The sequence below is a fragment of the Winogradskyella costae genome (assembly GCF_013403865.1).
In the GTDB taxonomy this organism is placed as follows: domain Bacteria; phylum Bacteroidota; class Bacteroidia; order Flavobacteriales; family Flavobacteriaceae; genus Winogradskyella; species Winogradskyella costae.
The window spans coordinates 82,610-104,844 of sequence record NZ_JABFDK010000006.1 but is presented as its reverse complement, the minus strand read 5'-3'; the positions used below and the strand labels follow the sequence as shown (position 1 = coordinate 104,844).

Sequence of the window (22,235 nt, the reverse complement as noted above, 5' to 3'; positions counted from 1 at the left end):
AAAAAAGTTAGTAGTAAACTTAATAAAAAATTAAGTTAATACTACTAACTAATATATAAGATTAAAGTGGAGACTATTTTTTAGTAGCCGTTAATTCAGCAATTTTACAAATCACTTCAACAGCTTTTTGCATACTTTCTACAGGCACATATTCGTAACGCCCATGAAAATTATGACCACCTGCAAAAATATTAGGACAAGGTAAACCCATGTAAGAGAGTTGAGAACCATCTGTTCCCCCGCGTATCGCTTTAATTAATGGAGTGACACCTACAGCTTTCATCGCTTCCTCTGCAATATCTACAATATGCATAACGGGTTCTACTTTTTCTTTCATGTTGAAGTATTGATCTTTTATTTCGATCTTAAAAACTTCACTTTCGTATTTAGTGTTTAAATCAAAGACCACTTTTTCTAATAAAGCTTTTCGAGCTTCAAACTTATCTTTGTCATGATCTCTAATAATATACTCGAGCGTTGTTTCTTCAACATCTCCTTCTATATTATGTAAATGGAAAAACCCTTCGTAACCTTCTGTACATTCGGGTGTTTCTAATCGTGGTAAAACAGTAATAAACTCAGAAGCATAATACATTGAATTTACCATTTTACCTTTGGCATAACCAGGGTGCACAATTTTACCTTTTACTTTAATTTTCGCTCCTGCGGCATTAAAATTTTCGTATTCTAGTTCTCCAACTTGGCTACCATCCATAGTATAAGCCCAGTCTGCACCAAATTTCTCGACATCAAATTTATGAGCTCCTCTACCAATTTCTTCATCTGGGGTAAAACCAATTCGTATTTTACCATGTTTAATTTCAGGATGGTTAATTAGATATTCCATTGCCGTAACAATTTCTGTAATACCCGCTTTATCATCTGCACCTAAAAGTGTTGTACCATCGGTTGTTATTAAGGTTTGACCTTTGTAAAGTAATAAGTCATCAAAATAATCTGGAGACAAAATAATATTCTCTTCAGCATTAAGAACGATATCTTTTCCATCATAATCATTAATAATTTGAGGTTTCACATTTGCACCTGTAAAATCTGGTGAGGTATCAAAATGCGATACAAATCCTATAACAGGTACATGGTGATTAACATTACTTGGTAAGGTTGCCATGATGTATGCATTCTCGTCAATAGATACATCACTTAAGCCAATTGTTTTTAATTCTTCAACCAATTTGTTGGCCAAGTCCCATTGTTTTTTGGTGCTTGGAGTGGTTTCAGAATTGGGATCAGATTCTGTGTCTATTGTAACGTAACTTATAAAACGATCTATGATATGCTGCATAAAATTATTTGTATTTAAATATTAAAGTTTAAAAGTAATAACAGGAAGTTTAGAGTGGTTAACCACATCTTCAGAAATACTACCACCAAAGAAGTGACTTAGCCCTTTTCTACCATGAGTAATCATAGCGATCGCATCTGCTTGTTGTTTTTGTGCAAAATTTGAGACACCATCTTCTACGTTATGATCTGAAATACGCGCAATAGTAACATCACCTTCGTTTAATTTAGCACGTTTTAAAAATATTGAAATTTTCTCGTCAATTTCATTAGTGCTTAAAAATGCTAGATTTGGAGAGTTTATATGTAGTAAGGTCGTTTTTTTACCTAATTCTAATAAAAGTTCAAGCGCCTTTTTAACAGCAGGAACACTTTCTTCTGAAAAATCTGTAGCTAATACAATATGTTCATAATTAACGGATTTAGGTTTAGATTTTACAACTAATACAGGTGTATTACTGTAGCGTACTACTTTTTCGGTGTTAGAACCAGTAAAAACTCCATCGTGATCGCTGTGTCCCCTAGAGCCCATAACGACTAAGTCTGCTCTAACATCAGTGGCAACTTCGGCAACTTCTTTTAATACTTTGTGATATTTTACCATTGGAGTCACTTCAAGCCCATCGAGATAAGGTTGGTCTAAAAATGTTTCAAACTTTTTGTTAGCTACCATTAGCATAAATGCATTTTCCTCACCTCTTTCAGAGCTAGAAGCAGAGAAAATAGACTCAGACATTTCTAACATATGCATAACAATTAATTCTGAATTATGTTGTTTTGCTAACGCAGCACCAGTTTCTAATGCATATTCTGAATATTTTGAAAAGTCGACAGGAACAATAATTTTTTTCATGATAATTTGATTTTGATTAGTATTTCAAAGTTACATAAATTAGAAAGTATTAATTATGATAAATGATAGTTTTTGAAAAAATTAATACTTCCTTTTTAAGGAATAGATGCTTATTTTTGCAACGCAAAATCGTTCTCATGTACAAAGCTTTAGTTAGACCCATTTTATTTCTTTTCGATCCAGAAAAAGTGCATTATTTTACCTTTTCATTAATTCGGAATTTATCTAAAATACCAGGAGTTAAAAGTCTTTTTAAAACCATGTATGTTGTAGAAGACAAACAATTAGAGCGTGAATTGTTTGGTTTAAAATTTAAGAATCCTGTAGGTCTAGCCGCAGGTTTTGATAAAAATGCAGTTTTATATAATGAATTGGCCAATTTTGGATTCGGTTTTATTGAAATAGGAACTGTAACGCCTAAAGCACAAGAAGGAAATCCTAAAAAACGCTTATTCAGACTAAAAGATGATAAAGGTATTATTAACCGCATGGGTTTTAATAATGACGGTTTGCAAGCCGCTATTTCGCAATTAAAGAAAAATAAAGGGCAACTGATTGTCGGTGGAAATATTGGTAAAAACACTCAAACACTTCCCGAAAATTATACTACAGATTATCTCGATTGTTTTAATGCATTGCATCCTTATGTTGATTATTTTGTGCTTAACGTCAGTTGTCCAAATGTAGGAAGCCATGCTAAACTAAACGATAAAGATTATTTATTAGAACTGATTTCTACAGTACAAAAAGCTAATGCTATATTTAGTAAGCAGAAACCAATCTTACTAAAAATTGCACCAGATTTAAACGCTATGCAATTGGATGAAATTATAGAATTAATTGCAGAAACTAATCTCGATGGTGTTATTGCAAGTAATACGTCTATTGACAGAACAGGTTTAAAAGCGAGTGATGCACGACTTAATGAAATTGGAAATGGTGGTCTGAGCGGACAACCAATAAAGGATAAGTCGACTAAAGTCATTCAGTATTTAGCTGAGAAAAGTAACAAGTCTTTTCCTATTATAGGAGTCGGAGGTATTCATTCTGCAGAAGATGCTTTAGAAAAAATAGCAGTTGGTGCAGATTTGGTGCAGGTGTATACCGGTTTTATCTATGAAGGGCCTTCTCTGATAAAACGCATTAATAAATTGATATTGAGTAATCAATAATTTTGAATTTCGAAATTCTTACCGCATTTATAGGAGCCACAATGGCTTTGGCATTCGCTCCTGGACCAGATAATATTTATGTCTTGGTACAAAGTATTAGTAATGGTAAAACTTACGGAATGGCAACTGTTTGCGGTTTAATATCCGGTTGTATAATTCACACCACTTTATTAGCCTTTGGTGTTTCTGCTATCATAGCAGCAAACGAAAATCTATTTTTTGGAATTAAACTTTTAGGAGCAATTTACCTTTTATATCTCGCTTACAAAGTGTTTCAATCAGATGCTAGCCTTAATTTTAATGCTGAACATGTGCCGAAGAAAAGTCTAAAACAGCTCTTTGTTCAAGGTTTTTTTATGAATGTTCTTAACCCAAAAGTGACCATTTTCTTTTTAGCTTTTTTTCCAGGATTCTTATTTAGTGACACTATGAGTACGTTGTGGCAGTTTTATATTTTAGGTGCACTTTTTATGTTGGTGTCGTTGGTTGTTTTTTCTTCTATAGCTTTATTGGCTGGACAAATTAAAGCCTACACATTAAATCATAAAAACTCGGGCTTAGTTTTAAAATGGCTTCAGATTGTGGTTTTCATTGGGATTGCAGTTTTTATTTTGATTTAGAAGAATCATTTGTGCTAATTATTATCATCTTCAAATGTATCTTCGAGTTTAATTTCAATTTCAATTAATGTATATTTGAACCAATGAATAAAGCGGTTAAAATAATAGAATGTCCTAGAGATGCTATGCAAGGCATTAAGGATTTTATTCCTACTGAAAAGAAGGTGCAATACATTCAGTCGTTGCTTCGCGTCGGTTTTGATACTATTGATTTTGGTAGTTTTGTGTCTCCAAAAGCGATTCCGCAAATGGTAGATACGGCAGAAGTTTTAGCGCAACTAGATTTAAGTAAAACCAAAAGTAAATTACTTGCTATTATTGCCAATACTAGAGGCGCAAGTGAGGCCTCAGTTCATAAAGAAATAGATTATTTAGGATTTCCGTTTTCAATCTCTGAAAATTTTCAAATGCGGAATACGCATAAAACGATTGCGCAATCGGTGGTGACGCTTTCTGAAATTTTAGAAATTGCTGATAAGAATCATAAAGAAGTTGTTGTTTATATTTCAATGGGATTTGGAAATCCATATGGAGACCCATGGAATGTAGATATTGTAGGAGAGTGGACAGAACGCCTTTCTAAAATGGGTGTCAATATATTATCATTAAGTGATACCATTGGAAGTTCTGATCCTGAGAATATTTCTTACTTATTCTCAAATTTAATTCCAGCGTATTCAAATATTGAGTTTGGTGCACATTTGCACACTACACCAACCACGTGGTTCGAAAAGGTGGATGCAGCTTATAAAGCGGGTTGTCATAGGTTTGATGGAGCTATACAAGGCTTTGGTGGTTGTCCAATGGCAAAAGATGATCTTACAGGTAATATGCCAACTGAAAAAATGTTGTCTTATTTTACACAAAAAAAGGCTCATGACTTAAGTGCTATGAGCTTTGAGAGTGCTTATAATGAGGCGACTAAAATTTTTAGTACTTACCATTAACAAGAAAGTCCTAACAGATTATATTAGGACTTTTATTGAACTTAAAAAATGCAGATACTAGTTAAGAATTAATTTCTTAGAAACACTCTGATTTCCTGATGTTAATTGTAAAAGGTAAATTCCGCTTTCTAAAGTGGTTAAATCTATAGCCTTTTTGAAAATTTTAGAAGTGTAAGTTAAATTGGTTTCAAATACTTTTTGACCTAAGGAAGAAAAGATGGAAACCGTATATGCTGTATTACTTAGTTGGCTTTCATCATAAACTAAATTAACTATCTTTTCAGTTGTAGGATTTGGGTAAATGCGTAATTTATTATTAAAGGAAAAATCGTCAATACTCAAACTTTCTTGTTGGTTAGTATATACTTTTGTTATAGCATTACTGTGACTATCAAGGCCACTTAAAACAAAGTCTAGATCTCCATCATTATCATAATCTGACCAATCAGCAGCGCTAACGTATGTTCCATAAATTCCTATTTCAGCATTTGTATCTTCTGTGAAAATACCATTTGTATTTTTATAAAATTTAGCATAGGTAATGGTATTGGCATCTGCACCAGATAGAAAAATATCTAAATCACCATCATTATCATAATCAGCAAAATTTGAAGTTCCCCAATATAATTGTTTTAAAGAAACATTTGTAACTTCAGAAAAGTTTCCGCTGCCATCATTGTTATATAAGACTGTGTAAGGGGTGAAGGAAGCATTAAATCCAGATATTAAAATATCTATATCATTGTCATTATCATAATCGGCTGCACTAGTAGTAGAAAAATATACATCTGTTAATGGATCAGTTGTACTTTCTGTAAAATTGGCAGCACCATCATTTAAGTATAGCTTTGTTTCAGGTACATAACTGTTACTGAAACCTGTGAGTAATACATCCACATGTCCATCATTGTTAGCATCAAATGTTGAAATACTGCTATATGTACTTCCAAAAAAAGGTACTATGGCTTCTATAAAATTTCCATCTTCATTTTGTATAAATAGCTTAGCGATGTAACTATAATCTTCGGCAGATCCGGTAACAATAACATCAATTAAGCCATCATTATTTAAATCTTCCGTTTTAATTTTCCCATTAGTTGTACTAGGAATAGATAAATTTTGGCTAGTATATGATCCATTTCCATCACTTATGTATAATTTGCAAGATGCGTCATTATTAGAATCGTAACCATTAATTAAAAAATCTTGTATTCCATCGTTATTATAATCTAATTTTCCTATTGATGAAAAATAAGAAGGGGCAATAGGTAGTTGTAATAAACCTAAATTTTCGGTTTCAAAAGAGTACATTGCGGAATACGGACTGTAATTAGCGTCATATCCTGAAATCAATAATTGGTCGTTTCCGTTCAGGTTGTTATCAATCCACTTTACATCTCCATAGAGAATTCCTGTTAAACTTATCTCAGTATTCTCTGTGAATTGCTGAGAAGTGGTGTATTGGTTATTTAATAGGATGCAAATAGTTAAAAGTAATATTTTCTTCATAATATATTAATTTAATTCTTTATTTAGACTAAATAAAAATAACAAAATAAGCTTTAAAAAATCCATCTCCTTAGAGATGGACTTTAAAGTAAAAATTAAAAATTTCTAAATTTTTAGATTAGTTATCACTTTCTAATAACTCATACTGAAATTGAGGATATCCTCGTTCTCCCGTTTCACTTTCTACAGCTGTGAATCTAAGTTTGTAATAGTTGTTATCACTATCTTTTACTACGTAGTATGTATTTTCTTTAACTGAAGTTTCTCCAGTCATAAAATCAACACTTCTCCATCCACTGCCTACAACTGCGCGATCGTTATATATTAAATTATTTTCATTGATATCTGCTAAAGAAAAATCTGAATAAATTGGAGTAGTATCACCTTCAACGGTTATTTGATATAAGCCTACACCACCAAGGGTGTTATGTAGCGTATAATCAGAGTAGGTTAAGCCTGCAGCTAAAGTACCTTGTAAACCATAAAAAGAGAAGACTCCTCCAAAATCGATGTCCCATTCTGAAGATTCTGGTTCTGCACTAACAACTTGTTCATCAGTTAAACTCACAGTGGTAAGATTGTAACTGTTATCTTTTGTTACAGTGATTTCAGAATAGTCAACTGTGTTGTTTAGTTCGGCATATTGAATGGTGTAGCTATTTCCATTTGTTAATACTCTAACTTTCATAAAACCTCTAGAGTCTCCTGTGGTGTTTATAGTACCGTTATTTGCCGTAGGGATATCGTTACCTAAATTAACAATGAAAACATTGTTGTCGGTATCTGTAGTAGAGATATCTCCGAATGCAGTACCTGATAATCCCCCTTCTTTATTATCTGTAAAAGAAATACCTGCGTCTAAATCACCATATTGATAATAACCAACAGGCAATCCTTCTATTAATTCTGCAACAGTATTTACAGTAACAGTGGTTGGAGTAAAGGTTTGATCTAATGCGTTTAAAGTTAATGGGGCAGATAAAGCTGAACTTTCAGTGACTGTAGTGATGTCATTGATGCCAACTAACTCTGCAGCAGAGACTAATAATGCGCTATTGAGATAGACTCTATTCTCAGAACCATTATATACTGCGATTTCCCAAGAATCACGGCGAACGGGGGTTTGGTTACCAGTACTTAAATCGACGTAAACGCGGTTTGCTTGATTGAATCCACCTACTTCTAGGTCAATAATACCACCAGATGATGGAGGTGTAGTGATGGTTATAGTGTCATCGTCATTACTGCAACCTGTTAATACGCTAGCAGTTACAAATAGCATAAGTGTAAAAAATCTGTTTATCATAATTGATTGTGTTATAAATTTAAATTATAGGATATTTTTAAAAAATAGGATCGGCCATTACCGATTAATCTTGAGGATGTTGTAGCAGTAGAATGTGCTCCCGCAGAAGTTCCTGTATCTATGCTGACAACATCAAGTAAGTTTCTTACGCCTAATGTTGCGCTTATTTTGGGGGATATTTCCGTTCTTAGCGAAGCATTTAACCATGTAAAGGCATCAGTTTCTCCAATGTATAATTCACCGTTTGCATCTGTAAATACTCCTTGGGTTTTACCCGTGTATTTAAGTTGCGTAGAAAAGGTAGTTTTCCATTTTGCTATTTCATAAGCTAATGACGTTTGCAAATTTAAGCTCCACAAATAATCAGAATTAGTATCTAAATCCTCACTAATTGCGTTTGTAATACCTGTGTAAGTGGCACCAAGGCCGATATTCCAGTTTTTATAGATAAAACTATTGTCTAAAGTAAAACCTAGTCGTTTGCTATAGTCTATATTACCTTGAGTGAAAAGAATCCTTCCATCTTCATCTTCGGTCGTAATGCTAGTAATAGCATCTTTTAAATCAATATAGAAGAAGTTAAAGCTAGGGGTTAAATAGCCCTCTTCGGAAATTCTGTAATTGTCTTTCAGGTTTACAAATAAAGAAATACCATCTTCTGGTTGTAAATCTTGATTACCTCTAACATTGTGATTAGAATCTACAAAGTAGAAGAACAGTTCTTCAAAATTTGGTGCTCTGTATGCAGAGCCTATAACAGCTTTTAATTTTAACTTTTCTGTAAAGTCGTAGGTTGAGGATAAAGACCAAATCAGCTGATTCTTAAATTGTGTACTATGTGTAAATCTGGTGCCTGGATTTATAGATAATTTGTTTGATGGTTGAATTAGCGCAATACCAAATAATTCATAGTTAGTTATTGTATTTTCTATAACATCACTAGAATAATTTCCTGTAGCAACGGCATCAAAACCAGATTGATTGGTAAATTCATAGCCTAACTGAAGATCAAAAACATTAGATTTAGGTATAATATTGCTTACAAACGCTTTAGAATATAGCACGTCACTAGACTGACTTACGGCATCCGTTTCTATGGATTGTGTGCGCTGGTCTAAAATATTATAGACTAACTCTTGGTAGTTACGTTTTTGCGTTTGATATGAAAATGAGAAATTATATTTAGTAGCGCCTGTTAAAGGACCTGAAACATTTAAGTTACTTACCCATCTATTTGTTTCATAATTTTCGTCTAACGCAGTAGGGTTCAGTGCTCCGTTTTGAAACCTTCCATTAACGATTCTGTTATAGATATCGAGATTTTCATTAAAAAATTGAAGCTTATAAAAGACGTTGTGTTTACCTAAATCTAAGTTTAAATTTGTAGATACGGTTAATTGTTCTTTAGGATTCCATTCAGAACCTCGTAAACTATCATTTATAACCGTATTATTTTGAATGTTTACATAATTCTGACCTTTAAAATCATTAAAAAAACCTGCAAAATCATTTCTAGAAGCACCAAAAGCATAGGATAATTTGTCGTTAACCTGATTGGTAACTCTAAAATTTTGAATATGCCTACCTTTATCAAAAAGCTCAAATTCGTTGCCTACAGTTTCTTCTTGTAGAGATAGTTGAAGTGCCCAACCATTTTCTTTTAAGCCTCTTTTTGTGATGATATTGATTACACCAGCAACAGAGTTGTCACCATATAAAACCCCCATAGAACCTTCTACAATTTCTACACGTTCTACGTCATCTATATTTATTTGGCTAATATCAATATTGTTTCCAAGTCCATTATCACTTACTATAGGAATACCATCAACCAAAATCTTTACATATTGGCCGTCTAAACCAAACATACTCACAGTAGAACGGCCATTTGATGCATCTGGGCTAACTGTAATATTTAAGTTGTTAAATAAAACATCTGCTAAGTTATTACCAGCTACATTTTCGATGTCTGCTCTTTTAATTGTTCCTACCGTGAATAACTTTTTGCTTACAGACATTACATTACTTTCTCCAATCACAACAACTTTTTTTAGTTGTTCTATTTTGGTGCTATCAAGTGTAGTTTCTCTTTTTTGAGCAAATGACCACGAAAAGAAAAAAAGATAAAAATAAATTAGATTTTTATTTTTAATTAGACTCATTCTATATAAATTTGTGGCAAATATATAATCTTATTTTAATTCATTCTAAATAAGAATAAGTTTTTTTGAATTTTTTTTAAACACTAATTACAAACCGTATAAAAATGAAAAGAGTAGAAGTTTTAGCCATTATTTTAGCATTTACTATATATAATAGTAGTAATGCACAAAACAAAAAGGCACAAGATCAAGAAGCCATTAAAGAGATGTGCGGTTGTTTTGAAGTTACTTTTAATTTTACAGAGACGTTTAATTATAGCAATGATTCACTTTATAGACCTTCTGAAACTAAGGTGGATAAAGGTTTAGAATACGCTTTTGCTATTGAAGATGATGCTGATAAAATATCAATTCAACATTTATTACAAGTAGGTCGACCAGATAGTCCATATATAGTAAAGCATTGGAGACAAGATTGGTTGTTTCAAAACCAAGATTTCTATATGTATAATGGCGATAATAATTGGACATATGAAAAAAAATCTAAGGATGATGTAAAAGGGCAATGGACTCAGAAAGTATTTCAGGTCGATGACAGTCCACGTTACGAAGGTTCTGGAACTTGGGTTCATGTAGATGGAAAAGACTATTGGGAAAATACAACAACAGCTCCGTTACCAAGACGAGAGTACACTAAGCGTAGTGATTACAACATCACTTTAAGAGGTAACCGCCATGAAATTACTAACTTTGGCTGGGTACATGACCAAGACAATGAAAAAGTAGTACGTGTAGCAGGTTCTGAAGATGTAATTTTAGCTAAAGAAAAAGGCTATAACACCTATAAAAGAGTTGATGAAAGCAGATGTCAGGCTTCAATAGATTGGTGGAAAGTACAACACGATAAGTGGGCTTCAGTAAGAGCGAAGTGGGCTGATATTTATGGAAGAAACAAAGATTTAACTCTTGAAGAAAAAGTTGATAATAAAGTATTATTCAAATACTTATTAGATGATGAAATCACTGCAGAAAAAGAAATTAATAGTATTATTGAATCTTTTGTAAAATAAGATTAAAAACAAACATTTATATATGAAAACAATTAAGACCGTAGTAGTATTACTTCTTGTCATATTGGCATTGCCTGCTTTTGCCCAGAAGAAAAGTAAGAAGAACGAAAACATCTTTTTAAATCGTGATTATTGGGGAACAAAACCAAGTGTAGAAACGGTTAAAGCAAAGATAAAAGAAGGGAATAATCCATCAGAATCAAACGGAGCTAGTTTTGATGCTGTTGTTTTCGCAACGTTACAAGACACACCATTAGAAACTATTAAATTTCTTTTAGCTCAAAAAGGTAATGATGTAAATAAACTGACGCACGATGGTAGAACATACATTTTTTGGGCAGCATATCAAGGTAACGACGAATTAGTTAATTACCTTTTAAAAACAGGAGCTAAAACAGATATCACTGATGACAAAGGAAACTCTATCATTAATTTTGCAGCTTCAGCAGGGCAACAAAACACTAAAGTTTATGACCTTATTTTAGATAAAGGAGTAAACTTAAAAACGGACTTAACGCCAGATGGTGCAAATGCTTTACTATTAGCTGCACCAAGTGATAAGGATTTTAAACTTGTATCTTATTTTCAATCTAAAGGATTAAATATTAAAAGTGTTGATAAAAATGGAGACGGAATATTTAATTATACAACGAAAACCGGTCATTTAGAAGCTTTAAAATCTCTTGTTAAAAAAGGATTAATAGGTACAGATCAGGCTTTTATTTTTGCAGCTAATGGTGCAAGAAGATCATCTAATGGAATAGAGGTTTATGAGTATTTAGAAAGTATTGGTTTAAATCCAAATACAACCAATAAAGAAGGTATTACACCATTACATATCTTAGCGTCAAGAAGTAAGGATGTAAAAATAATTAAATATTTACTTGAAAAAGGATTAGATGTTAACCAAGAAGATCACAAAGGAAATACACCTTTTATGAATGCCGCTTCAGGTAATAATTTAGAAGTTGTAAAGGTATTGGCTTCAAGTTTAAAAGATATAAACGATACAAATAAAAAAGGGCAAACGGCTTTAAGTTTGGCTGTTACTGGCAACGATGTAGATGTTGTAACGTTCTTAATTGAGAATAAAGCGAAAACAACTTTATTAGATACAGACGGAAATAACTTAGCATACTATCTAATTGATTGTTACTCAGAAAGAAACAAAAAGCAATTTTACAGTAAAAAAGAGTTCTTGAATAAGAGTAAAGTAGATTTAACTGCTACTCAAAAAAATGGAAACACATGGTTTCATTTAGCTGCCGAAAAAAATAGTATGGAGTTATTAAAAATAGCTTTAGATATGAAACAAGATATCAATGCTAAAAACAATGAGGGAAATACAGCATTACACTTAGCGGCTCTAAAAGCTAAAGATGACAGTGTTTTAAAATTTCTATTAAAAAATGGTGCTAAGAAAGATGATGTAACAGATTTTGAAGAGTCTGCTTACGACTTAGCTAAAGAGAACGAGTTATTAGCTAAGAATAATGTCTCAGTTGAATTTTTAAAGTAATATAATTTTAAATATGAAAAATATAAAACTTGTAATTTTAGTATTTACTGTAGCTTTTGGCTTGGTATCTTTTAATACCTTATCTGAATCTTCAAAGTATAAATGTATGATTCAAATGACCAATTATACAGGTGAAGGCGCCTATATTGTCATTTCATTATTAAATCCTGAAGGTGAATATGTAGAAACCCTAAATGTTATTGGAGACGATGATGAATGGTATAATACCATTGAGTCTTGGTGGGATTTTTACGGTAAAAAGCGAAATGATATTGATGCGATTACTGGAGCAACGGTAAGTGGAGGTCAGCGTACTATAAATGTTATTGAAATAGATAACGATAAATTAGACAAAGGCTATAAACTTAGGTTTGAATCTGCAGTTGAAGACCAAGAGTATTACGAAAGTGATGTTGAAATAGAGTTAACTTCTGAAAGTGTGAAATCTAAAGTTGAAGGCAAAGGATTTATCCGTTATATACGTATGATGCCTCAATAAAAGCAATGCAAATGACCCTTTCTATTTGGAGATTTAGTCACCTTATGTTGGCTTTGGTGTCTTCTCTTTTTATTGTTTTAGCTTCCGTAACTGGTACTATTTTGGCTTTCGAGCCTATTTCTAATCAGTTGGAATCTTATCAAATTAATGAGGACACAACTTTAGCCACAACGATAGAAAGTTTAACTAATAGTTATGACGAAATTATTACCATCTCAACGGATGAAAATGATTTTGTCATAGCGTCGGTTATTACAAAGGAAGGTGATAGTGAAACCTTTTACATCAACCCAGAAACAGGGGAGAAGTTAGGTGAGCTTATTGAAAAATCACCACTTTTTAAGTTTACCACTAATTTACACCGTTCTTTATTTCTAAAATCTACAGGGCGTTTTATTGTAGGTTTGGTGTCCTTCTTTTTAATCTTAATGGCTATTACAGGTTTGGTATTAATAGCCAAAAGACAAGGAGGGATTCGTCGGTTTTTCTCTAAAATAGTTAACGAGAATTTTGAACAATATTATCATGTAGAATTAGGACGTTGGTTTCTAATTCCTGTGATCATTGTCGCATTTACAGGTGTCTATTTATCATTAGAAAAGTTTTCTCTTTTACCAGAATCAAATATTACGCATACTTATCCTGAAGATGTATCTGAGGATATTGATAAAATACCATTTTCAGATTTCGAAGTTTTTAAGTCTACACCAATTTCGGAGGTTAAAAATTTAGAATTTCCTTTTTCAGAAGATGTAGAAGATTACTTTTTTATCACATTAAAAGATAAAGAACTTTTAGTCAATCAGGTTTCTGGCGAAATTGTAAGCGAACAGCGGTATCCTTTGGTTCATATGTTATCGCAATGGAGTTTGTTTCTGCATACAGGCCAAGGCACTATTTTATGGTCTATTGTTTTAGCATTGGTTGGTGTTGTTTTGTTATTCTTTATTTATTCTGGTTTTGCTATGACTTTAAAACGTAGAAAGTCAGCAGTAAAAATTAAGAATAAATTTAAAAAAGAAGACGCAGAATATATTATTCTTGTAGGTTCAGAAACAGGAAGTACATTTCGTTTTGCAACCTTATTTTACAAAGCTTTATTAGCGGAAGGAAAGAAAGCTTATATCACCGAATTAAATCAGTATGCTACATATCATAAAGCTAAAGAGCTCATCATTTTTACAGCAACTTATGGCGAAGGAGATGCGCCAATAAATGCGACTAAATTTGAAAAGTTACTGAGAACAATTCAAAATTCTACGTTAGATTATTCTGTAGTAGGTTTTGGTTCTTTGTTATATCCTGAATATTGTAAATACGCAGAAGAAGTAGATGATTTGCTAAATGCACATCCAAATTTTAATCAAAAATTAGAATTAGTAAAAATCAATAATCAATCTTTTGAAGCCTTTAAAAATTGGGTTTTGCAATGGAATACCGTTTCTAATCAAAATCTAATTATCACACAGCCAACCGAGAAATTAAATTCAAAATATACACGAACGTTTAAAGTGGTAAAACGAACGGAGTTAAATATAGATGATACTTTCTTGTTGCAGTTAAGGCCATTAAAGAAGATTAAATTTCAGTCGGGTGATTTACTAGCATTTAAGCCTAATGAAGATGAAGCTGCCAGAGAATATTCAATTGCCAAAGTAGAAGGAGATATTCTTTTGAGTATTAAAAAACATGACAAAGGACTGTGTTCTACCTATTTCAGCACATTAAATACCTCTGATACTATTACAGCAACGATAAGTGAAAATAAAGAATTTCATTTACCAGCTAAAACAAAAGATGTCATTTTAATAGCCAACGGAACTGGTCTTGCACCATTTCTGGGGATGATTCACGACAATAAAAAACAGAAAAATATACACTTGTTTTGGGGAGGACGAACCAAGACATCTTTAGAGTTGTATGCTGGTTTATTAGAAGAAGCAAAAAAGCAAGATAAACTAAACCAATTGCAAACAGCATTTTCTCAAGAACAAGCAGAGAAAATTTACGTTCAAGATCTTTTAATTCAAAATAAAGAATTTATTGCAAAGCACTTTCAGCAAAATGGAGTAGTCATGATTTGTGGGGCTATAGCCATGCAGAGTCGTGTTTTAGAAGTCTTAAATAATATTACCACAGAACAACTCAACAAACCATTAAGTGCGTTTGAAAGTAACGGGCAAATTAAAATGGATTGTTATTAAAAAAGAGAACTTATGTGTCATAATATAAAAGTTTTATCAAAAGTTAGTAATGGTGAATTGTCTATATGTAAAGGCTGTAATATTTATCATTTAGAATTTAATAATATCTACTTTGAATTCACAGAAGAACAATACCATCGATTTAAAACTTATTTATTAGCCATAGAAGAAGATTATTGGGAAGAGATGTATGCTGATGCAAAAGTGAAACGAAAAATTCCTATTCCATCTATTCAAGAGAATTTGGTTTTAATGTTTAATAAGCAAGAAATACTAGAGCTTAAAGCACTTTTTTGTCATAGAGGTAGTGTTTATGAAAATGAAATAACCTTAATTGATATTGATTATACTTTTATTTTGAACTAATAAGGTGTCAATTTTCATGCTAACTACAAGAGAATTTGTGCTTAACAATAAAATAATATTCAAAACCTCATATAAGCGTACTTGGTTGATATTAAATCCTTACCTTTGTGCGCAATTATATCTTAATTGCCATGACAGCACACGAAAATAAAATTGTTGGAGAAGGTCTTACTTACGATGACGTACTCTTAGTTCCAGCATTCTCAGAAATACTTCCTAGAGAAGTTAGTATCAAAACAAAATTCACACGAAACATTACCATTAACATTCCTGTTATTTCAGCAGCAATGGATACGGTTACCGAAAGTAAAATGGCAATTGCCATGGCGCAAGAAGGTGGAATAGGCGTGTTACATAAAAACATGACTATTGCACAGCAAGCCGATAAGGTGAGACGTGTAAAACGTGCAGAAAGCGGAATGATTATCGATCCTGTAACATTACCAATGACGGCAACTGTTTTTGATGCGAAATCAAATATGGCTGAGCATAGTATTGGAGGAATTCCTATTGTAGATGAAGATGGAAAATTAAAAGGAATTGTTACTAATAGAGATTTACGTTTTGAACACGAAGGAACAAAACCAATTATTGAAGTAATGACCAAAGAAAATTTGGTAACTGCTGCTGTTGGTACGTCTTTAAAAGATGCAGAACAAATTCTACAACAAAACAAGATTGAAAAATTATTGATTGTTGATGATAATTTTAATCTAAAAGGACTTATTACTTTTAGAGATATTACTAAAGTAACTCAAAAACCAAATGCGAATAAAGATTCTTTTGGTAGATTAAGAGTTGCTGCTGCAATTGGTGTTACAGCAGATGCAGTAGAAAGAGCTTCGGCTTTAGTAGCTGCAGGCGTAGATGCTGTAATTATAGATACGGCTCACGGACACACTAAAGGTGTGGTTTCTGTATTGAAAGACATTAAAAAGAAGTTTCCTAAGCTCGATGTTATTGTTGGAAATATAGCAACAGGTGCTGCTGCTAAATATTTAGTAGAAGCTGGAGCAGATGCTGTAAAAGTAGGAATTGGTCCAGGTTCAATCTGTACAACAAGAGTTGTTGCAGGTGTTGGTTTTCCTCAGTTTTCAGCGGTTTTAGAAGTTGCTGCAGCGATAAAAGGTTCTGGAGTTCCTGTCATTGCAGATGGTGGTATTCGATATACGGGTGATATACCTAAAGCGATAGCTGCTGGTGCAGATACAGTAATGTTAGGATCTCTTTTAGCAGGAACAAAAGAAAGTCCGGGAGAAACTATTATATACGAAGGAAGAAAATTCAAATCTTACAGAGGGATGGGTTCTGTTGAAGCCATGAAGCAAGGTAGTAAGGATCGTTATTTTCAAGATGTAGAAGACGATATTAAAAAATTAGTACCGGAAGGAATTGTTGGTCGTGTGCCTTATAAAGGTGAATTGGTTGAAAGTATTCATCAATTTATTGGAGGCCTTAGAGCAGGAATGGGCTATTGTGGTGCTAAAGATATCGAGACGTTGAAAGAAACCGGACGTTTTGTAAAAATTACAAGTTCAGGGATTAATGAAAGTCACCCTCATGATGTAACGATTACGAATGAGTCGCCTAATTATTCAAGATAACCAAATTCCTACGAAGGCAGGAATCTTAATATAAAATTAAAAAACAGCACTTTGAAAAAGGTGCTGTTTTTTTATTACTAACGTTTATTTAAATGGAATTAAATTTAGTTTTGAACGTGTTTTTGATGGTAAGTCTCTATTAGTTTTAATGCCGATTTGTGTGCTCTCCCAGTAGCTTTTTCATAATCAGAGTTCACATCATTAGCACCATTTTTAATGCCTTCGTAAATTCCGGCGATGATAGTTCCTAGAAACTCACCAAGCTCAGCTATTCTATCGGCTTTATAAGCTTTTACAGAAACAGCATTATAGACTAATTTTGTGTCGTAAACCTGATTAATAAAGTCTGCAAGTTGCTTTTGCGTAATCGCTTCACCGACTAAATTATAGATGTTACCATTATGTTTTTCTTCTAATAACATTTTAGCATAGGCAAGTCCCAATTCTTCACGACTCGTATACGTACATTTTCCTTGATCTGCACAATTTCTTATCTCTCCGTCTTTTATATAGGTATCTAAATATTCTAAATCGGGTTCAATATATATGCCGTTTCTACCAATAACCCATTGTAAACCGGAATTACGGATGTCTTCTTCCGTCTGACGATTACTTTGCACCACAGGACTAAAAGCATTGTTTTCTTCAGCACCCACAATACTCGTATAGACTATTTTTTGAATGCCGTTTTGTTTGGCTGCTTCAATGACATTTCGGTGTTGTTGTATTCTTTTCTGTGGCTCATCCATGCCAGAAACTAACAATACAGTGTCTATTCCTTTTAAAGCGGCATTGAAACCTTCACGACTATTGTAATCTCCTTTTCTGACTTCTACACCCAAGTGTTCTGCTTTTTCTGTGGTTCTTGCTATGGCTATAACATTTTCTTTTTTAGTGGCTTTTAAAAGTGCTTTTACAATGGCAGATCCTAAATGTCCGCTTGCTGATGTTACTGCTATTTTCATAATTAATGGTTTATGCATGTTTCGATTTTAAAGCCTCTAACTCTTTTTCAAGTTGTTCTGCTTTTGTTTTAAACTTTTCAAGCGCTTTCTTCATTTGGCCAACTTTTTTTAAAGCCTCTTCATCTTGTACTGCTTGATAGGTGGTTTCTCCTTCTTTTTCTTTTATTTTAGAATAACTGCCACATGTAGGGCATTTTGCAATGTCGCTCATAATATTTATTTATTACAAAGTTCTGAAAAGTACTAAAGTGGCAAAAGGTAAATTATCTGTTAAAAATGGTAAATGTGAAACCTAAATCTAAAGTGTAGATTTAAATTCCTTAGGCGAGAGACCTGTATGTTTTTTGAAAAACTTGGTAAAATTAGTGACTTCATCGAATCCGTTTTCATAAGCGACTTCTTTAAGACTTATAGTGCTACTAAAGATTACACGCTTAATTTCTAAGATGACGTAGTTATCAATAAAATGCTTTGCTGAATTTAATGTGGTTACTCTAACTATGGTGTTGAGATGTTTTGTAGATATATTTAGTAGTTGAGCGTAATCTTTGACGTTCCGTGTTTTTATATAATGTTCTTCTACCAAATTCTTGAAATTGATAAAAACACTATGGTGTGTTTTATTGAACGTTTCATCTGAGACTTTATGAGCTTCACGCTCTAATTTTAATAAAAATAGCTCTAATATTTTAGCAATTATTTCCTTTTCGGCGTAAGTGTATTTGCTTTGAATTTCTTCAGTTATCCGTGCTAAAAAAAAGTCGGTTAAAGTGCTGTTTTCAACTAATGGATCAGAGATATGATAGTTGTATAAATGCGAAATAAATCCGACCGAAGATTTTGAGAAATATTTTAAAATAAAATCCTCTGTAAATACGACGAGATACCCATCGTATTGAAAATGATCTTGAAAAGCATGAACCTGACCTTTCGCAATTTTAAGTACAGAGCCTTTTTGGATGTTGTAAGTCTTTAAATCGATTTTATGTTCACCTTTGCCTTCTGTGACAATCAATAAGGCAAAAAAGGAAATTCGGTGCGGCTGATATGGATTGTGATTAGGATCTTTTTTAATTCTTGAGAATAATTCGTCTAATGAAATACATTCAATATCCGTAGCTCCTTCGCTACTTTTAAAAGCTACATTTGGGAAATGATTCAATGATGACTTGATTTATAAATTTTGAATAAAAATAACAATTAATATGTATTATGTTGAGATGTATGGAAAAGTCAATTTTTAATTAGTTTTATAAAAAAAAACAGCATCAAAATGATGCTGTTTTTTTATAACTGTTATTTTAAGGATCCTTAAGCCTTATTCGCTTTTACAGGACATCCTATAGCTTTTGTGAAATTAGGGCTTGGTTTTTTACCTTTTTCTAAAGCCTCAATAGCATCTTTAACGTAGTTTACTTTGACGTTTTCTGGTGATTTTGAATTGTCATCAATAGTACCAATGTACTGTACTTTACGCTCAGCATCCAATAAAAAGACATGTGGAGTTCTTACGGCACCATATTGTGGATATATTTTTTGCCCTTCATCAACTAAGTAAGGAAATGTAAATCCTTTGTCTTCTGAACGTTTTTGCATTGCTGCGTAACCTTCTTTTTCGTTTTCAGGACTGTTAGGGTTAATCGCAATTACAGGATATCCTTTTGGTGCATATTCATTGTTTAATGCAATTAAACGGTCTTCATATAACACTGAAAATGGACACTCATTACAGGTAAAGGTTACGATATAACCTTTTGCATTTTCAATACTAGCTAACGATACCATAGAACCATCAACATTTTTTAAATTAAAATCAGTCGCAACATCACCAATCGCGTAGCCACCAATTTCTTCTAATTTTTTAGTTTGTTCTGGTAGACCTCCCTTTGGTGGTCCTTTGCGGTCACCTCCATGTGGTGGTCCTTTTCTATCACCATCATGAGGAGGACGTTCACCTTTATGCTTTTGGTTTTCAGCGGTGGCATCTCCTGTTTTATTTTCTTCATTTTTACAAGATACAAGTACACTTGCAGATAAGCCGATGATGGCTATTAGGACACTGATTCTTTTCATGATTTTCTAATTAAGTTTTTTTATTTGGTTTTCTAAGTCTTCTAAATTTTCAAAAGAGCGTTCATAAAATAAACGTTTGTTTTTGTTAAACATAATTGTAAATGGGATTGCACCAGACCAGTTAGGATCTATTTTATCTATCCACGCGTTAGCATCCGCATCATCCAATAGTACAACTTTTTGGGTTATGTTTTTTTTCTTTAAGAAAGGTTTAAGTTTTGTCTCAATATCTTTTGGGAAATCTAAGCTTACCAAAATTACTTCTACATCTGGGTATTTTACGGCAAATTCTTCAATATACGGTAGCTCTTTAACACAAGGAGCACACCACATCGCCCAAAAATTAACGAGATAAGTTTTATCGGATTTTGTGTAAATTAGAGGTTCAAATTCATTAAAATCGTAAACAGGAATGTCTTGATTCACATTCTTCTTAGCCTCAGATGTAACGGTTTTTTCTGTGCTTGTATTATTGCAACTTGTTAAAGTAATAAGCGCAAAAATGATACACAGTGTTGATTTGAGTGGATTTATGTTTGTGTTCAAAATAATGGTTTGTATTAGCTTTGGTTAGACTAAAGGATGTACTAAAGGTTTAATTAGATTTTGTTTTTTCTAATTAGACCAAACCGCATAACCTTCGCGTCGCAATTCTAAGGTAATTTGTGCTTCTGCTTTTAATGCTTCGGCTCTAGTGAAAAATGGATCGATATGATTAAAGAGACTCGGACGTAAATAGGTGCCATATTTCTCAACAATATTTGAAGATATTTTATAACCCTTTTTGTTACGATGCCCTGTTTTGTGCTGAAGAAAACGTTCTTTTGGAGTTTTACTCGTCATACCAACATACAAACATTGCAAAACACCATTAAATTGTGGATTTGCATTTCTAAACTTCGCGTTTTCAGTAAACACACGTTTTGATAATTCTATGACGTAAATGGTATAAAGCGTTTTTGCCATGAAATAAATACGTATTCAGATCTACAGTGTACTTGCTATTAGTAAACTTTGTAATAATGCAATAATTCTGCAGTGTCATTTGGTAAATAAGCTTTTCAAACACAATGAAACCTTAGGCCTTCTATTAACCTTTTAGATACCATATGGTCCTCTATAGTTTTTACATTTTGGTCTCTGATATTTTTTAGCCATTGTTAGAGTATTAAACAACACTAAAATAAAAAAAGCATCCCTAATTTCACTAGAATTAATATGTAATCATAAGGTTTCTTTAGGTCTGTAGATGGTTAAAGGTGTAATGATGCTATATTTTAAAATCCTCCTTAGTTAAATTAGTATTGAACTGTATGTCTGACCAATTTACCATTATCCATGGATTTTCATCGACTTCTGCATTCCAATTAGAGCGTTTATATTTACGTTTTGTAGGCATTAATAAACCGTCGATTTTCTCGTATTCCAAAAGCATTAAACTTGGAGTCTCCATCTTTCCAAAGTCAGCAACAGTAAAAAGAAATTGATCAACTACGTTAGTGTCTTGGTTAATATACAATTGATAAATATCTGTAGGTTTATCATTATCTAAATCGAAACTCACCTTTACAACATCATAGTTTTTGTTATCTATGGTGGTTTCCTCTATAAATTCATAGTTAAGTCCTGGATCTAACATTTTTTGAAACATGGTAAACCAATAAAAATTAGTAGGTCTATTAAAAGCCACACGTTTTAAGTAAGCGTCGTCATTTAGGGTATCACCCTTATGTTTTAACCAATAACCTTTCCCATCATAACCTTGTTCTATTGTGCCTTTGAGATTGGCTAATGTTCTTTCATGTGTCGTATATGCTCCGTATGATAATTCACCATCAAAAATATATTTCTCAGTAGAGCTATCTGTTTTTCCATCTGGAGTTTGATAGGTGTAAGTATAAACAACATCTTTAAGTTCCTTAAGATTATTGTAGTTACCGACTTTCTCAACCATATTAAAAACTAATTCATGCCCTTTATTAATAAATTCTGGCGTAGCCTCTTCTTTTTTAGTCGTTTCAAGAGTGTTTGAGTTTAAAGGTTTATCATTTTTACAAGATGCTAAAAGGCCAATAAATAAGATGTGAATTGCAAATTTAAATTTCATGTTATAATTGTTTTATT

Annotated in this window: 21 protein-coding genes; 9 read left to right on the top strand and 12 right to left on the bottom strand. The window is 32.6% G+C overall.

Translation table 11 applies throughout. The features are described from left to right. Window positions 1-73: 73 nt before the first annotated feature. Together pepT and HM986_RS12840 are read right to left on the bottom strand one after the other, a co-directional pair. Window positions 74-1,303, bottom strand: coding sequence for a peptidase T (pepT, locus tag HM986_RS12845; RefSeq protein ID WP_179335496.1), 1,230 nt, complete (start codon window positions 1,301-1,303; stop codon window positions 74-76). A 21-nt stretch (window positions 1,304-1,324) separates the two neighbouring features. Next, window positions 1,325-2,155 (bottom strand): universal stress protein, encoded by an 831-nt coding sequence (locus HM986_RS12840; RefSeq protein ID WP_179335495.1) that lies wholly within the window; start codon window positions 2,153-2,155, stop codon window positions 1,325-1,327. Window positions 2,156-2,292: 137 nt separating this feature from the next. Between HM986_RS12840 and HM986_RS12835 the strand changes: the two genes are divergently transcribed. The 3 genes from HM986_RS12835 (at window position 2,293) to HM986_RS12825 (ending at window position 4,894) form a co-directional block, all read left to right on the top strand. Continuing rightward, a complete protein-coding gene (locus HM986_RS12835) occupies window positions 2,293-3,327 on the top strand; it encodes a quinone-dependent dihydroorotate dehydrogenase (protein WP_179335494.1) in 1,035 nt (344 codons plus the stop codon). Between the two features lie 2 nt (window positions 3,328-3,329). After that, window positions 3,330-3,947, top strand: coding sequence for a LysE family translocator (locus tag HM986_RS12830; protein ID WP_246288505.1), 618 nt, complete (start codon window positions 3,330-3,332; stop codon window positions 3,945-3,947). A gap of 83 nt (window positions 3,948-4,030) precedes the next feature. Next, the gene (locus tag HM986_RS12825) at window positions 4,031-4,894 is read left to right on the top strand and encodes a hydroxymethylglutaryl-CoA lyase (protein ID WP_179335493.1); all 864 of its coding nucleotides are present in this window, start codon (window positions 4,031-4,033) and stop codon (window positions 4,892-4,894) included. 57 nt (window positions 4,895-4,951) lie between these two features. Here the strand turns inward: HM986_RS12825 and HM986_RS12820 are convergent, their stop codons facing one another. The 3 genes from HM986_RS12820 to HM986_RS12810 all read right to left on the bottom strand — a co-directional run bounded on the left by HM986_RS12820 (window position 4,952) and on the right by HM986_RS12810 (window position 9,871). Further along, on the bottom strand, window positions 4,952-6,403 hold the full coding sequence (locus tag HM986_RS12820; RefSeq protein ID WP_179335492.1) for a T9SS type A sorting domain-containing protein: 1,452 nt from the start codon (window positions 6,401-6,403) through the stop codon (window positions 4,952-4,954). A 118-nt stretch (window positions 6,404-6,521) separates the two neighbouring features. Further along, the gene (locus tag HM986_RS12815; RefSeq protein ID WP_179335491.1) at window positions 6,522-7,709 is read right to left on the bottom strand and encodes an HmuY family protein; all 1,188 of its coding nucleotides are present in this window, start codon (window positions 7,707-7,709) and stop codon (window positions 6,522-6,524) included. Between the two features lie 11 nt (window positions 7,710-7,720). Further along, the gene (locus HM986_RS12810) at window positions 7,721-9,871 is read right to left on the bottom strand and encodes a TonB-dependent receptor plug domain-containing protein (RefSeq protein WP_179335490.1); all 2,151 of its coding nucleotides are present in this window, start codon (window positions 9,869-9,871) and stop codon (window positions 7,721-7,723) included. 104 nt (window positions 9,872-9,975) lie between these two features. Here HM986_RS12810 and HM986_RS12805 point away from each other — a divergent pair, with 104 nt between their 5' ends. From HM986_RS12805 to guaB, 6 genes are all read left to right on the top strand, one after another. Continuing rightward, window positions 9,976-10,881, top strand: a complete 906-nt coding sequence (locus HM986_RS12805) for a DUF6607 family protein (protein WP_179335489.1) — start codon at window positions 9,976-9,978, stop codon at window positions 10,879-10,881. Between the two features lie 22 nt (window positions 10,882-10,903). Continuing rightward, entirely contained in the window at window positions 10,904-12,400 is a 1,497-nt protein-coding gene (locus tag HM986_RS12800; protein ID WP_179335488.1) for an ankyrin repeat domain-containing protein, read from the top strand. A gap of 13 nt (window positions 12,401-12,413) precedes the next feature. After that, window positions 12,414-12,899 (top strand): DUF2271 domain-containing protein, encoded by a 486-nt coding sequence (locus HM986_RS12795; RefSeq protein WP_179335487.1) that lies wholly within the window; start codon window positions 12,414-12,416, stop codon window positions 12,897-12,899. An 11-nt stretch (window positions 12,900-12,910) separates the two neighbouring features. Further along, window positions 12,911-15,103, top strand: a complete 2,193-nt coding sequence (locus HM986_RS12790; protein WP_179335486.1) for a PepSY domain-containing protein — start codon at window positions 12,911-12,913, stop codon at window positions 15,101-15,103. A 12-nt stretch (window positions 15,104-15,115) separates the two neighbouring features. After that, entirely contained in the window at window positions 15,116-15,469 is a 354-nt protein-coding gene (locus tag HM986_RS12785; protein ID WP_178985601.1) for a DUF6686 family protein, read from the top strand. A gap of 131 nt (window positions 15,470-15,600) precedes the next feature. Continuing rightward, window positions 15,601-17,073, top strand: coding sequence for an IMP dehydrogenase (guaB, locus tag HM986_RS12780; protein ID WP_179335595.1), 1,473 nt, complete (start codon window positions 15,601-15,603; stop codon window positions 17,071-17,073). Window positions 17,074-17,177: 104 nt separating this feature from the next. Here the strand turns inward: guaB and HM986_RS12775 are convergent, their stop codons facing one another. The 7 genes from HM986_RS12775 to HM986_RS12745 form a co-directional block, all read right to left on the bottom strand. Further along, window positions 17,178-18,038 (bottom strand): SDR family oxidoreductase, encoded by an 861-nt coding sequence (locus HM986_RS12775; protein WP_179335485.1) that lies wholly within the window; start codon window positions 18,036-18,038, stop codon window positions 17,178-17,180. A 10-nt stretch (window positions 18,039-18,048) separates the two neighbouring features. Further along, the gene (locus HM986_RS12770; protein ID WP_179335484.1) at window positions 18,049-18,249 is read right to left on the bottom strand and encodes a hypothetical protein; all 201 of its coding nucleotides are present in this window, start codon (window positions 18,247-18,249) and stop codon (window positions 18,049-18,051) included. Between the two features lie 87 nt (window positions 18,250-18,336). Then, a complete protein-coding gene (locus HM986_RS12765) occupies window positions 18,337-19,200 on the bottom strand; it encodes an AraC family transcriptional regulator (protein ID WP_179335483.1) in 864 nt (287 codons plus the stop codon). A gap of 149 nt (window positions 19,201-19,349) precedes the next feature. Then, on the bottom strand, window positions 19,350-20,111 hold the full coding sequence (locus HM986_RS12760) for a thioredoxin family protein (RefSeq protein ID WP_179335482.1): 762 nt from the start codon (window positions 20,109-20,111) through the stop codon (window positions 19,350-19,352). 6 nt (window positions 20,112-20,117) lie between these two features. Beyond that, entirely contained in the window at window positions 20,118-20,657 is a 540-nt protein-coding gene (locus HM986_RS12755) for a TlpA family protein disulfide reductase (RefSeq protein ID WP_246288504.1), read from the bottom strand. A 69-nt stretch (window positions 20,658-20,726) separates the two neighbouring features. After that, on the bottom strand, window positions 20,727-21,077 hold the full coding sequence (locus HM986_RS12750; RefSeq protein WP_179335481.1) for a ribose-5-phosphate isomerase: 351 nt from the start codon (window positions 21,075-21,077) through the stop codon (window positions 20,727-20,729). Between the two features lie 304 nt (window positions 21,078-21,381). Beyond that, window positions 21,382-22,218, bottom strand: coding sequence for a DUF6503 family protein (locus HM986_RS12745; protein WP_179335480.1), 837 nt, complete (start codon window positions 22,216-22,218; stop codon window positions 21,382-21,384). Window positions 22,219-22,235: the final 17 nt, after the last annotated feature.

Bases quoted from the DNA above. Each gene is read 5' to 3' on its own strand.
- guaB (WP_179335595.1), top strand. From the start codon at position 15,601: ATGACAGCACACGAAAATAAAATTGTTGGAGAAGGTCTTACTTACGAT.
- pepT (WP_179335496.1), bottom strand. From the start codon at position 1,303: ATGCAGCATATCATAGATCGTTTTATAAGTTACGTTACAATAGACACA.
- HM986_RS12745 (WP_179335480.1), bottom strand. From the start codon at position 22,218: ATGAAATTTAAATTTGCAATTCACATCTTATTTATTGGCCTTTTAGCA.
- HM986_RS12760 (WP_179335482.1), bottom strand. From the start codon at position 20,111: ATGAAAAGAATCAGTGTCCTAATAGCCATCATCGGCTTATCTGCAAGT.
- HM986_RS12750 (WP_179335481.1), bottom strand. From the start codon at position 21,077: ATGGCAAAAACGCTTTATACCATTTACGTCATAGAATTATCAAAACGT.
- HM986_RS12840 (WP_179335495.1), bottom strand. From the start codon at position 2,155: ATGAAAAAAATTATTGTTCCTGTCGACTTTTCAAAATATTCAGAATAT.
- HM986_RS12810 (WP_179335490.1), bottom strand. From the start codon at position 9,871: ATGAGTCTAATTAAAAATAAAAATCTAATTTATTTTTATCTTTTTTTC.
- HM986_RS12800 (WP_179335488.1), top strand. From the start codon at position 10,904: ATGAAAACAATTAAGACCGTAGTAGTATTACTTCTTGTCATATTGGCA.
- HM986_RS12795 (WP_179335487.1), top strand. From the start codon at position 12,414: ATGAAAAATATAAAACTTGTAATTTTAGTATTTACTGTAGCTTTTGGC.
- HM986_RS12820 (WP_179335492.1), bottom strand. From the start codon at position 6,403: ATGAAGAAAATATTACTTTTAACTATTTGCATCCTATTAAATAACCAA.
- HM986_RS12825 (WP_179335493.1), top strand. From the start codon at position 4,031: ATGAATAAAGCGGTTAAAATAATAGAATGTCCTAGAGATGCTATGCAA.
- HM986_RS12790 (WP_179335486.1), top strand. From the start codon at position 12,911: ATGACCCTTTCTATTTGGAGATTTAGTCACCTTATGTTGGCTTTGGTG.
- HM986_RS12785 (WP_178985601.1), top strand. From the start codon at position 15,116: ATGTGTCATAATATAAAAGTTTTATCAAAAGTTAGTAATGGTGAATTG.
- HM986_RS12835 (WP_179335494.1), top strand. From the start codon at position 2,293: ATGTACAAAGCTTTAGTTAGACCCATTTTATTTCTTTTCGATCCAGAA.
- HM986_RS12775 (WP_179335485.1), bottom strand. From the start codon at position 18,038: ATGAAAATAGCAGTAACATCAGCAAGCGGACATTTAGGATCTGCCATT.
- HM986_RS12770 (WP_179335484.1), bottom strand. From the start codon at position 18,249: ATGAGCGACATTGCAAAATGCCCTACATGTGGCAGTTATTCTAAAATA.
- HM986_RS12815 (WP_179335491.1), bottom strand. From the start codon at position 7,709: ATGATAAACAGATTTTTTACACTTATGCTATTTGTAACTGCTAGCGTA.
- HM986_RS12805 (WP_179335489.1), top strand. From the start codon at position 9,976: ATGAAAAGAGTAGAAGTTTTAGCCATTATTTTAGCATTTACTATATAT.